The following is a 12019-nucleotide window of genomic DNA, read 5'->3' as shown; positions in this document are numbered from 1 at the left end:
TGAAGGAAAGTGTTGATGAGCGGTGCAAAACACATTGATTGGTTGCATGGGCGTTTTGGCACCATTGTGCTCTGGGCCTTGCTGATCGCTTGCGAAAGCGGCGGACAGATCGCTTCCAAAATCGGTGGCGATCTGTTGGGGCAGAGCGATTTCAGCCTGCAATGGCTGCAAGCGGTGCTGCTCAACCCCGGTGTCTGGGTAGCGGTAGCCTGTTATATCGGGGCGTTTTTCGTCTGGATGCTGATTCTGCGACGCAGCACGCTGTCGCTGGCGTTTCCGCTGAGCTCGCTGGTGTTTGTCGCGGTGCTGCTGGCGTCCTGGCTGGGGCTCAATGAGCAGATCAGCCTGCTGCACTGGATCGGTGTGGCGGTGATCATCGGTGGGATTGCGCTGCTGGCCGAAGGCGAGAAGAACTAGCCGACGATGGCGGCGAGCGTGACACCGCTATCGCCAGCAAGCTGGCTCCTACAAATCCGAGCCACGCCGCGAACTATTGTGGGAGCTGGCTTGCCAGCGATGACGTCGGTGAATATGACATCGCCATCGCCGGCAAGCCGGTTCCCACAAGGTCCGTATTCCGGCCTCAGAACTTGTAGCTGATCGCCGTCTGGATCTGACCCTGGTCATTGTCGCCCTTCTGCTTGACGATGCTGCTGTCCGCCGCCGAACCCACCAGGTGAATCCAGCTGGCACTGGTCATCAGCGACCAGTTGCCGCCCAGCGGGAAAGCAAAGCTCTGGGTCAGGGTCAGGTTCTGGAAGCCGCCGCCGGCATGGTACTGGCTGATCCCCGAAGCCTGCGCCTCCTGGGCACTCACCCCGAAGAAGGTCTGGGCCTGGCGTTCATCGGCAAAGTGCGCGGTGAAATTGCTGCGGCCGATAATCCCCATGCCCAACGGATACCCCAGTTCACCGCCCATCCGGCCCAACAGGCCGCCCTGGCCGCCAGCGCCGCCGACGGCACTGCCGAGCTCGGCGAACAGCCGCCAGAAGTCGGCCGGCGCATATTCCACGTAACCGCCTACCAGCCCCATGTCCGGTACATCGCGCAGGCCGCGCAACGAACCGTTGGAGTTGCGCCCGGGAATGTAATTGGCAAAAGGCCCGACACTGAAACCGTTGGCCTTGAATGCCGCCCAGGTCAGGCCATCGTCGCCGCTGAGGCTGAAATTGCCCCAGTCCAGATCCACGTACGGCAGCGGCGTCACTTCATACCGGCTACCCGACGGATCATAGGGTTGATAACCCAACCCAGCCCCCACCTGTCCGGTCGGACCTTCGTCAGCCAGGGCGGCATGACTCCAGCCCCCCAGGGAAAACAGGCCGGCCAGCAGCAATGAGGAGGTCAGACGAATCATGAAAAATGTCCTTGTCGATACATGCCTGGCGCGATCATAAACGCGACTTTTTATAGGCAAGCACTGATGTTGTTTGTAGGAAGCTACAAATTTTGTAGCTCCGTGTACGTAGTCGGATACATGCAGGGGATATTCCCTACGAGAATACCGGATTTGAGCACTTGGCACACTCCGTGCTCTGCGTAGGGAATGCGCAGTGTGCGCTCTTATTCAACAGGTACAAGTAGATGATGCACTGGCATATCGTGTGTGATTTCGATGGGACCATCTCCCGCACCGACGCGATCGACAACATCCTTGAGCGTTTCGCCGACCCGAGCTGGGAAAGCATCGAGCAAGAGTGGCTGGACGGTCATATCGGTTCGCGCGAATGCCTCAGCCGCCAACTGGCGCTGGTCAAGGCTTCGCCAGCGGATTTGCTGGCGTACTTCGACACCATCGATATCGACCCGGATTTCCCGGACTTCGTCGATCATGTCATGGGCCTCGGCGCCTCCATCGAAGTGGTCAGCGACGGCATCGAACAAGGCATCGCGCGGATCCTCTCGCGCAACTACGTGACCTTGCTGCCGATTCTCGCCAACCGCCTGCGCCAGGTCGACCACAACAGCTGGCGCATCGATTTCCCGTACTCCAGCGACGCCTGCCGCGCCGCCTCCGGCAACTGCAAATGCAAGTCCGCGCCCAAGGGCAAGCGCATCCTGGTGATCGGCGACGGTCAATCGGACATGTGCGTGGCCGGCACCGCCGACTTCGTCTTCGCCAAGGGCCGCCTGGCCGAGCATTGCGAACGCAACAACATTCCTTACGCGCGCTTCGACTCCTTCGCCGAGCTGCCGGCCATGCTGGCCCTGCTGCCGAACGACATCGCGGCGAACGCCGGCAACTACTCTATCGATCTTGAACAACAGGAACTCTTCCACCATGTCTGATATTCGTATCGCTACAGCCGAAGACCAGGTGCTTCTGGAAAAAGAAGCCAAATATTGCTCCTACGGCGATACAGTCCACTACATCGAACCACCGCGCATTTTCAGCCGTTGCGAAGGTTCCTACGTCTGGGACACCGAAGACCAGGCCTACCTCGACCTGCAAATGTGGTACTCGGCGGTCAACTTCGGCTACGCCAACCCACGTCTGAACAACGCCCTGAAGAAACAGATCGACACCCTGCCGCAGATCGCCAGCCAGTACCTGCACAAAGGCAAGATCGAACTGTCGGAAATGATCGCAGTCGACGCCAAGAACAAGTTCGGCCTCGACGGTCGCGTACACTTCAACGTCGGCGGTTCGCAGTCCATCGAAGACTCGCTGAAGGTCGTGCGTAACGCCACCAACGGCAAGAGCCTGATGTTCGCCTTCGAAGGCGGCTACCACGGCCGTACCCTGGGCGCATCCTCGATCACTTCGAGCTACCGCTACCGTCGCCGCTACGGCCACTTCGGCGAGCGCGCACAGTTCATCCCGTTCCCGTACCACTTCCGCGGCCCGAAAGGCATGACCAAGGAAGAATACGGCAGCCACTGCGTGCAGCAGTTCGCCCGTCTGTTCGAAACCGAATACAACGGTGTCTGGGACCCTAAAGTCGGTACCAGTGAATACGCCGCGTTCTACGTCGAGCCGATCCAGGGCACCGGCGGCTACGTGATCCCGCCGATGAACTTCTACAGCGAGCTGAAGCAGGTCCTCGACCAGCACGGCATCCTGATGGTCGTCGACGAAATCCAGATGGGCTTCTGGCGCACCGGCAAGCTGTGGTCGATCGAACACTTCGACGTCAAGCCGGACGTGATCGTCTTCGGCAAGGCGCTGACCAACGGTCTGAACCCGCTGGGCGGCATCTGGGCCCGTGAAGAACTGATCAACCCGAAGATCTTCCCACCAGGCTCCACCCACTCCACTTTCGCCTCGAACCCACTGGGTACGGCCGTTGGCCTGGAAATGTTCAAAATGACCAGCGAAGTCGACTACGGCGCGATGGTCATGGCCAAGGGCAAGTACTTCCTCGAAGGCCTGCAAGAGCTGCAGAAACGTTTCCCGATCATCGGCGACGTCGACGGCCTGGGCCTGGCCCTGCGCTGCGAAATCTGCACCGCCGACGGCTTCACCCCGGACAAGGCGACCCTGGACTACATGGTCGAGGAAGGCATGAAGGGCGACATGGTGGTTGATGGCCAGAAACTCGGCCTGATCCTCGACGTCGGCGGCTACTACAAGAACGTGATCACCCTGGCGCCGTCGCTGGAAATCAGCTACCCGGAAATCGACCTGGGTCTGAAACTGCTCGAGCAGCTGCTGAACCGAGCCATGAAGCGGTGAACATGACACCTATCGATCTGGGCGAAGGTGATGCTGGCTTCGTACTCGGCTCGGGTCCGGTCGGGATCTTGCTGATCCACGGCCTGACCGGCACCCCGACGGAACTCCGTCGGGTGGCCCAGGGCCTGGCCAAGAAGGGCAACTGCACGGTTTACGTGCCGACCCTGGCCGGGCACTGCGGCGGCAACGAAGACCTGCAAGCCACCGGCTGGCTGGACTGGTATGAAGGGGTACGCAAGACGTTCGTGGCGGTGAAACAACGCCACGAACAGGTTTTCGTCGGTGGCCTGTCCATGGGTGCGGTGATGTCCATGTACGTGGCCTCCGAGCATCCGGGCCAGGTCGCCGGGCTGTTGATGTATTCGACGACCCTGCGCTACGACGGCTGGAGCATTCACAAGCTGGCGTTCCTGACGCCGTTGCTGATGAAGATCCCGTTCGGCGTGCACATCTGCCGTTTCGAAGAAAAACCGCCGTATGGCATCAAGAACGAACGCCTGCGGGCCATCGTCGAGCGCCAGATGAAAGCCGGCCAGAGCAGCGATGCCGGGCTGTTGACCATGGAAGGCATCACCGTGCGCGAACTGCACCGGATGAACGCCGTGGTCATGCGCCGCATGCCATCGATCAAGACCCCGGCCCTGGTGATTCACTCCATCGAGGACGACATCACCAGCCCGTGGAACGCCGACTACGTCGAGCGTCACCTGGGCGGCCCGGTGACCAAGGTCATGCTCGATAACTGCTATCACATGATCACCGTCGACCTGCAATACAAGGAAGTGATCGAGCTGAGCGCCGACTATGTCGAGCGTTTGAGCGGCGCCTCGAGCGAGCCTGAAGCACAGCGGCAACAAGCCTAAGGAAAGACCCGTGATCAGCGCCCAAGCCTTCTCGACCATCGAGGCTATCGACCGTAACGCCTGGAACGATTGCTTTGTCGGCGTCCTGGAGAATTGGGAGTATTACCTGGCAGTGGAGAAAGCCGGCATCGAAGACTTTGAATGGCGCTACCTGGCGCTGTTCGAAGAGGGTCGTTTGCTGGCGGTCGCCCCCGCCTTCCTGACTTCCTACAAGCTCGACACCACGGTGCAGGGTTTGGTTAAACGCATCACCGGCTGGATCAATCGATTCTTGCCGGGATTGCTCGAATTTCCGCTCTACGCCATCGGCTCACCGGTGGCGGAGCGCTGCACGGCCGGGATGGCCAGCCATGTGCCGCCGGCACGGCGCCAGGCCCTGCTCGAACAGTTGCTGGCCCTGGCCCACGACGACGCCCGGCAATTGGGTATCCGCCTGATCGCCGTCAAGGATGCGCCCAGCGACGACCACGACTGGCGCCGCGGCTGCAAGGCGGCCGGCTACCAGGCCATGCCCAGCCTGCCCAACGCGCTGCTGCCGATCCCATTCGGTTCCATCGACGCCTACCTGGGCACCCTGGACAAGACCACCCGCAAGGACCTGCGGCGCAAGCTGCGGGCGTCGGGACCACGAATCGAATGGCGACGCAACATCGACGATGTGCTGCCACGGATCATGGACCTGTACCAGGCGACGCTGGCCCGTAGCGAACTGCAATTCGAACGGCTGCCGGCGGGTTACTTCACCAACGTACTCGAACACATGGACGAGCGCGCGGCCTGTGTCCTGTACTGGGCTGGCGAACGACTGGTGGCGTTCAACCTGGTGCTGTTCGACGGCGAACGCTTGATCGACAAGTTTTTCGGCCATGAGGTGAACCAACGCCGCGAGCCCAATCTCTATTTCCGCAACTGGCTGGCCAATGTCGAGTACTGCATTCGCCACCGGATCCCGGTCTACGAATCCGGGCAGGCCGGTTACGCCAGCAAGATTCGCCTGGGGTGCAGCTTCCAGGGCAACAACATGTTTTTCCACCATCGCAACTGGCTGATCAACCATGTCCTCAGAGGGGTTAAATTGTTGGTTCGCCCGGATCGATTCGACCCTGCCATGTCTGCTGCGATAAGCGAAACCTGATGACCAACACGCCAGAACGCCGCCGTAAACGACGCCCCTTCTCGATCTCGCGCTGGAGCGTACAACGCAAGTTGCTGCTGGCGTTCTGGCTGGTCAGCGTGGTGCCGACCATGATTGCCGCGGAGCTGGCGGCGACCACCCTGTCGCAGATTTTCGACAGCAACGTGCGCATCTGGCTGCAAGAGTCGACCAAGGTGGTCAAGGATGAAATCAGCGAGATCAAGCGTTCCAACGCCCGTGTCGCGCAGTTGTTCCTGCTCTACACCCGCCCGCCCAGCTCGCGCCGGGCCGCCAAGCATGACAAGCTGACCGCCGACATCGCCGACGCCATGGGCATTGACCTGGTGGCGCTGGTGCGCACCCAGGATCACAAGGTGGTGTTCACCACCCAGCCGGACGACATCGTCTCGCAGATCAGCACCGCGCCGAATGCCGTGCTGCAGACCATCCAGATCGCGGGCGCAACCACCGGCGTGGTGGTCTCGACCTTCGACACCACCCAGGACGGCGTCGACTACCAGATGGTCATCGCCACCTACCTGGACAGCAGTTTCCTCAACAGTGTCGCCGACGTGCACTCCCTGGACCTGCGCCTGTACCTGGCCAACCCCCAGGGCTTTTCCGAAATTTTCTCCACCCAGCGCTTCGAAGACCACCCCAGCAACGTGCCCGACAGCATCACCGACACCCTGCGTGAAACCCGCCAGCCCAGTGAAGTTTTCACCACCCGTTACAGCGGGTTGTACTGGCCGATCTTCAACGACACCGGCGACCTGCAGGGGGTGATTTTCAGCGGCCTGCTGCGCCATACCAGCCTGGTCGGCCTGGTCAACCAGAGCAACCTGTTCATCCTGATCTTCATGCTCGGTTCGGTGCTGTCGCTGAGCGTCGGCTGGCTGGTTTCGCGGCGCCTGACCCTGCCCTTGCGCGGCTTGGCCGAAGGGGTCAGCGCGGTGATCTCCGGCGACTACAGCAAACGTATCCCGGTGACCGGCAGCGACGAACTGGCGGAACTGAGCCACACCTTCAACCACATGACCGAACGCCTGGGCGAACTGCATCACCTCGAAGCCCAGTTGCGCCGCCGCGACCGCCTGCACGCCCTGGGCGAGGTCGCCATGGGCCTGGCCCACGAAATCCGCAACCCGTTGGGCATCATCAAAACCGCCACGCAGTTGCTGCACCGCCGGGCCAACCTGCTGGACACCGACAAGCGCCACCTGGAATACGTGATCAGCGAGGTCTCGCGGATCAACGACCTGATCACCGAATTCCTCGATTTCGCCAAGCCCAGCGCACCGATTCGCGCGCTCTACCCGGCCCGCGAGCTGGCCGAGGAAATCCTCGGCTTCTGCGCCCCGGAACTGGCGATCCACAATATCGACGCGCAGATCGACGACCAGGCACCCGGCGCCACCCTGTATGCCGACTCGCGGCAGTTGAAGCAGGCGTGCCTGAACCTGATCCTCAATGCCATCGACGCCATGCCCAAGGGCGGGCGCCTGACCATTGGTATTGCCAAGGACCCGCGATACACCATCATCAGTGTTTCCGACACCGGCCAGGGTATCGAGCCGGACATGATCGAGCGTATTTTTACACCGTTCGTCACCACCAAGGCCTCGGGCACCGGCCTGGGCCTGGCGAAGGTCTATTCGATCATGGAAAACCATGACGGGCGTATCGAGTGCCTCAGCGAAAAAGATGCCGGCGCGACCTTCAACCTGTACATTCCGGCCCATGGTGGTGACCTGGATCACGAGGATGAGGAAGAAGAAAATGACGCATAACGTTCTGGTGGTCGATGACGAGCCCAAGCTCTGCGACCTGCTGAGCTCGGCGCTGAGCCAGAACGATATCCGCGTCTTCACCGCCGGCAATGGTCTGGAGGCCCTGGCCGTGCTGGAACAGGAAGAAATCGACCTGATCATCAGCGACTGGCGCATGCCCGGCATGGACGGGCCGCAGTTACTGGCCGAGGTCAAGCTGCGTTTCCCGCAACTGCCGGTCATTGTGATGACCGCCTACAGCACCGTGAAGAATGCCGTGCAATCGATGCGCAATGGCGCCTTCGACTATATCGCCAAGCCGTTCGACATCGACGAGCTGGACATCACCGTCAACAAGGCCTTGCAATTTCGCGACATCCTGCGGGATAACGCGCGCCTGCGCGCCGAACTCGACGAACACCAGCAGATCGACAGCCTGGTGGGCGACAGCCCGACCTTCCGCCGGGTGCTGCAGGCCGTGGACTCGGTGCGCGAGAGCAACGCCACGATCCTGCTGACCGGCGAAAGCGGCACCGGCAAGGAAATGGTCGCCCGGGCCATCCACAAACACGGCAACCGCGCCGATATGCCGTTTGTCGCGGTCAACTGCGCGGCGATTCCCGAGGGTTTGCTGGAAAGCGAGATGTTCGGTCATCGCAAGGGCGCTTTTACCGGGGCCGTCGCGGACCGGGTCGGGCGCTTTATGCAGGCCGACAAGGGCACGCTGTTTCTCGATGAAATCGGCGATATGCCGCTGGCGTTGCAAGCCAAGATCCTCCGGGCGCTACAAGAGCGGATCATCGAGCCGGTGGGCGACCCGCGCGAGCGCAAGGTCGACGTGCGAGTGATTGCCGCGACCAACAAGAACCTGCTGCAAGCGGTGGCTGACAAGGCGTTTCGCGAAGACCTGTATTACCGCCTGAACGTCTTCCCGATTCCCCTGCCCGCCCTGCGTGACCGGGTCGAGGACATCGCCCCGCTGGCCCGGCATTTCGCCCATACCCTGGGCGCCACGGCCGGCAAACGCATCGACGGTTTCAGCGCGCAAGCCTTGCAGGCGATGCTCAACTACCCGTGGCCGGGGAATATCCGTGAACTGCAGAATTGTGTGGAACGGGCGACCATTGTCGCGGCCGGGCACATGATCGAAGAGACCGACCTGCCAGCTTATCTGTTCGAGTCGACGCCGCCGTCAAACAGCGGCGCAGCGCTGCCGGGGGTTGCCCCGGGCCTGCCGAAAGACCTCGACGCGGCCCTGGCGGACGTCGAGAAAGCCTATATCCTCGCGGCCCTGCAGGAAAGTAATGGCGTGCAGGCGGCGGCGGCGCAATTGATCGGGATTTCCGAGCGCAGCTTCTGGTATCGCCTGAAGAAACTGGCGATCCACGTCGACAAGATCATCCGCTGACCCCATACAACGATTTTGAAAACACCGCATCACCTGTAGGAGCTGGCTTGTCGGGTTATGGCAGCACGAAACTTTGGGGTGATACGCAACATTGTGGGAGCCGGCTTGCTGGCGATGGCGCCCGGATGAACGCCGCAAGGCTCAAGGGCCTCATCGCTGGCAAGCCAGCTCCTACTTCCCTCAGAGCTGCGCCCAGCGACTGACATCGCCCTGATGTCGGCGCAGGTACGGCAGCACCGCGGCCAGCAATGGCGCCTTGAACGCCTCCTGGAAACGATGGGCCAGCCCCGGGATCAACACCAACTGGCTGCCCTGGATATGCGCCGCCAGGTGCACACCGTGCATCACCGGCAACAACGGATCGGCGGTGCCATGGACCACCAGGGTCGGCACCCGCAGTTGATTGAGCAACGGCACCCGGCTCGGCTCGGCGAGAATCGCCATGATCTGACGCTTCACCCCTTCCGGATTGAAGGCCCGGTCATAGGACGCCGCCGCCTGCTGCAACAACTTGCGCCGGTCATCACGTACCTCAGGGCTGCCCAGGGCGGCCAGCAGGTCGGCCTGTTGCTCGATCGCCACCTCGCGATTCGGCGCGCTGCGCCGCGAGAGCAACTGCACCAGCGCCGCGTTCGGCGCCGGCAGGCCCTCGGCACCGGAACTGCTCATCACCAGGGTCAGGCTCTCGACCCGCTCCGGCGCCATCGCCGCCACGTGCTGGGCAATCATGCCGCCCATGCTGGCGCCGAGCACATGGAACTGCTGGACCTGCAATGCATCCATCAGGCCCAGGGCATCGCCGGCCATATCGGTCAGGGTATAAGGCGCCGCCACCGGCAAGCCAAGCTTGTAGCGCAGCACTTCGAAGGTCAGGTTGGCGCTGGTCGGCGCCTGGCGCCAGGTGGACAGGCCGACATCGCGATTGTCATAGCGAATCACCCGGAAGCCCTGCTGACAGAGCGCGACCACCACTTCATCCGGCCAGTGGATCAGTTGCCCGCCCAGGCCCATGACCAGCAGCAAGGCCGGATCCGAGGCACGCCCGATACTCTGGTAGGCCAGGCTGACCTTCTCCAGTTCGACCCGTTGGGTCGGAACATTGACATCGCATCTTGACGCCGCAAAAGACGGCAGGCCGAACAGCAGTGCGACCAGGAAAATGACTACACGCATGAAAACACCGAAACGCAGAACCCCATTGAGGCGCGAGTTTGATGTTATTTGTTCAATGGCGCTGCCACAGTTCAGTGACAGTTTGATGAAGATTGCCGAATGGCACCCTGCCAAGGCAACATGAGACAAACTCATACCCTGCCCGCCACTCACAAAATTTTCTCATGGAGCGCCCCGGTGCTGGAAATCCGTCACTTGAAAACCCTTCACGCGCTACGCGAGGCCGACAGCCTGGTAGAAGCCGCCGAACGCCTGCACCTGACCCAGTCGGCCCTGTCCCACCAGTTCAAGGAACTGGAAGAGCGCCTGGGCATGCCGTTGTTCGTGCGCAAGACCAAGCCGGTGCGCTTTACCAGCGCCGGGCTGCGCCTGCTGCAACTGGCGGACGCCAGCCTGCCGTTGCTGCGCGCGGCGGAGCGGGATATCGCGCGCCTGGCCGGTGGCACCGCCGGCCGCCTGCACATGGCGATCGAATGCCACAGCTGCTTCCAGTGGCTGATGCCGACCATCGACCAGTTCCGCGATGCCTGGCCGGAAGTCGAGCTGGACCTGGCCTCGGGTTTTTCCTTCGCCCCGCTGCCGGCCCTGGCCCGTGGCGATCTGGACCTGGTGGTGACCTCCGACCCGGTGGAACTGGTGGGCATCACCTACGTGCCGCTGTTCACCTACGAGGCCATGCTCGCGGTAGCCAACCAGCATGCATTGGCCAACAAGCCCTATATCGTGCCCGAGGACCTGCTCAAGGAAACCCTGATCACCTACCCGGTGGAGCGCGACCGGCTGGATATCTTCACCCGTTTCCTCGAACCCGCGGACGTCGAACCGGCGCAGGTACGCACCTCCGAACTGACCGTGATGATGATGCAACTGGTGGCCAGCGGTCGCGGCGTCTGCGGCATGCCCCATTGGGCGCTGCACGAATACAGCTCACGGGGTTACGTCAAGGCCAAGCGGCTGGGCGAGAAAGGCCTGTTCGCCACGTTGTATGCGGCGGTGCGCACCGACATGCTGGATGCACCGTACATGCGTGACTTCCTGCTGACCGCCAAGGACACCTCGTTCTCCACGCTTGACGGGGTCAGCGCAGTGCGTTGAAGCCCGTCAAGCGTCATCTGGTCGAAGGGGCTCAGGCGGTGGTCATTAGCGAGGCACGATAAAACGGCAGGATCAGGTCCCGTGTCAATGGCGCGAGGAACAGGCCACCGTCGCCGGCGGGATCGATCCAGACCACCTCTTCGATCTCGGCAGCGGCCTCCAGCGGTTCGTCGGTATGGACCCGGAACAGCTCGGCCACCACCTTGTGACCCGGCTCATTGGCCGCCGCGGCCGCGAACTGACCGAGATAGGTGGCGGCGGCCGTGTCGATGAGCAGCCCCAACTCTTCTTCAAGCTCGCGGGCCAGGGCATTCACCGGTTGCTCATCGGCTTCGATCTTGCCGCCTGGCTGCATGAAGGCCCGGGTGCCGCGTTTGCGCACCAACAGGGTACGGCCGTCGGGACCGATCAGCAGGGCGGCGGCAATTCGGATAATTTTGGAGGTCATGGAGGTCACAGCGGCCTTGGCAAAAGGCCGCAGGATCACATGGGCCGCGCTGATCGCGCAATCATGCGAAAGCCGCAGAACCTTGTAGGAGCCGGCTTGCTGGCGATGGCGGTTTATCAGGCGACAACGATGTCGACTATGAGATCGCCATCGCCAGCAAGCTGGCTCCTATGTATGGACTCGCCCACCCTGTCAACACGCTTTGAACACTGCTACCCGGTTGCATCTATGTATCAGGCCTATTCGAGGAAGCACTATTTGCTTCTGGCCAACATTGGGTGAGCTCGCGAAATGTCGATTACAGTGAGGCCACGAAGGCCAGTAGGAGCCTAGACATTTATCCGCGACGGTCTGACCTGGGGGTCAATGTTCTTCAGCAGCGGTTGAGGTGACTCAGCACCCCGGTGGTAGAACTCGGTCGATTAATGCACCGCCGCCTCCTGATTACCCAT

11 protein-coding genes are annotated in these 12019 nt (G+C 61.8%); 8 read left to right on the top strand and 3 right to left on the bottom strand.

The features are described 5' to 3' along the window. The first annotated feature begins 15 nt into the window (after positions 1-15). Positions 16-417: a DMT family transporter gene (locus AC07T0_RS28960; protein WP_495004393.1), complete on the top strand. Its 402-nt coding sequence runs from the start codon at positions 16-18 to the stop codon at positions 415-417. A 166-nt stretch (positions 418-583) separates the two neighbouring features. Here the strand turns inward: AC07T0_RS28960 and AC07T0_RS28955 are convergent, their stop codons facing one another. After that, positions 584-1357, bottom strand: a complete 774-nt coding sequence (locus tag AC07T0_RS28955; RefSeq protein WP_495004392.1) for a MipA/OmpV family protein — start codon at positions 1355-1357, stop codon at positions 584-586. 227 nt (positions 1358-1584) lie between these two features. Between AC07T0_RS28955 and AC07T0_RS28950 the strand changes: the two genes are divergently transcribed. The 6 genes from AC07T0_RS28950 to AC07T0_RS28925 are packed head-to-tail and all read left to right on the top strand — an operon-like array spanning position 1585 to position 8851. Next, positions 1585-2289, top strand: a complete 705-nt coding sequence (locus AC07T0_RS28950) for an HAD-IB family phosphatase (protein WP_100944506.1) — start codon at positions 1585-1587, stop codon at positions 2287-2289. After that, positions 2282-3676: an aspartate aminotransferase family protein gene (locus AC07T0_RS28945; RefSeq protein WP_100944507.1), complete on the top strand. Its 1395-nt coding sequence runs from the start codon at positions 2282-2284 to the stop codon at positions 3674-3676. The genes AC07T0_RS28950 and AC07T0_RS28945 overlap by 8 nt, the downstream gene beginning before the upstream one ends. Then, positions 3673-4539, top strand: coding sequence for an alpha/beta hydrolase (locus tag AC07T0_RS28940; protein ID WP_495004391.1), 867 nt, complete (start codon positions 3673-3675; stop codon positions 4537-4539). Before AC07T0_RS28945 ends, AC07T0_RS28940 begins: the two co-directional genes overlap by 4 nt. Positions 4540-4549: 10 nt before the next feature. After that, complete coding sequence (locus AC07T0_RS28935) at positions 4550-5674, top strand: GNAT family N-acetyltransferase (protein WP_495004390.1); 1125 nt, start codon at positions 4550-4552, stop codon at positions 5672-5674. After that, positions 5674-7464: a sensor histidine kinase gene (locus AC07T0_RS28930; RefSeq protein ID WP_495004389.1), complete on the top strand. Its 1791-nt coding sequence runs from the start codon at positions 5674-5676 to the stop codon at positions 7462-7464. Before AC07T0_RS28935 ends, AC07T0_RS28930 begins: the two co-directional genes overlap by 1 nt. Beyond that, on the top strand, positions 7454-8851 hold the full coding sequence (locus AC07T0_RS28925; RefSeq protein ID WP_495004388.1) for a sigma-54-dependent transcriptional regulator: 1398 nt from the start codon (positions 7454-7456) through the stop codon (positions 8849-8851). Before AC07T0_RS28930 ends, AC07T0_RS28925 begins: the two co-directional genes overlap by 11 nt. Positions 8852-9031: 180 nt before the next feature. On the opposite strand, the gene AC07T0_RS28920 is transcribed toward AC07T0_RS28925, so the two are convergent. Further along, entirely contained in the window at positions 9032-10024 is a 993-nt protein-coding gene (locus AC07T0_RS28920) for an alpha/beta fold hydrolase (RefSeq protein ID WP_495004387.1), read from the bottom strand. Between the two features lie 177 nt (positions 10025-10201). Between AC07T0_RS28920 and metR the strand changes: the two genes are divergently transcribed. After that, positions 10202-11119 (top strand): transcriptional regulator MetR, encoded by a 918-nt coding sequence (gene metR / locus AC07T0_RS28915; protein ID WP_495004386.1) that lies wholly within the window; start codon positions 10202-10204, stop codon positions 11117-11119. Positions 11120-11150: 31 nt separating this feature from the next. On the opposite strand, the gene AC07T0_RS28910 is transcribed toward metR, so the two are convergent. After that, a complete protein-coding gene (locus AC07T0_RS28910; RefSeq protein WP_495004385.1) occupies positions 11151-11567 on the bottom strand; it encodes an NUDIX hydrolase in 417 nt (138 codons plus the stop codon). Between the last annotated feature and the right edge of the window lie 452 nt (positions 11568-12019).

Source organism: Pseudomonas sp. GW821-FHT04D07, assembly GCF_059420225.1.
The sequence above is the reverse complement of the archived record's forward strand: the minus strand, read 5'-3'. Positions and strand labels throughout refer to the sequence as shown.

Coding starts and splice junctions, on each gene's coding strand:
- AC07T0_RS28960 (WP_495004393.1), top strand. CDS start 16: ATGAGCGGTGCAAAACACATTGATTGGTTGCATGGGCGTTTTGGCACC.
- AC07T0_RS28955 (WP_495004392.1), bottom strand. CDS start 1,357: ATGATTCGTCTGACCTCCTCATTGCTGCTGGCCGGCCTGTTTTCCCTG.
- AC07T0_RS28950 (WP_100944506.1), top strand. CDS start 1,585: ATGATGCACTGGCATATCGTGTGTGATTTCGATGGGACCATCTCCCGC.
- AC07T0_RS28945 (WP_100944507.1), top strand. CDS start 2,282: ATGTCTGATATTCGTATCGCTACAGCCGAAGACCAGGTGCTTCTGGAA.
- AC07T0_RS28930 (WP_495004389.1), top strand. CDS start 5,674: ATGACCAACACGCCAGAACGCCGCCGTAAACGACGCCCCTTCTCGATC.
- AC07T0_RS28925 (WP_495004388.1), top strand. CDS start 7,454: ATGACGCATAACGTTCTGGTGGTCGATGACGAGCCCAAGCTCTGCGAC.
- AC07T0_RS28920 (WP_495004387.1), bottom strand. CDS start 10,024: ATGCGTGTAGTCATTTTCCTGGTCGCACTGCTGTTCGGCCTGCCGTCT.
- AC07T0_RS28910 (WP_495004385.1), bottom strand. CDS start 11,567: ATGACCTCCAAAATTATCCGAATTGCCGCCGCCCTGCTGATCGGTCCC.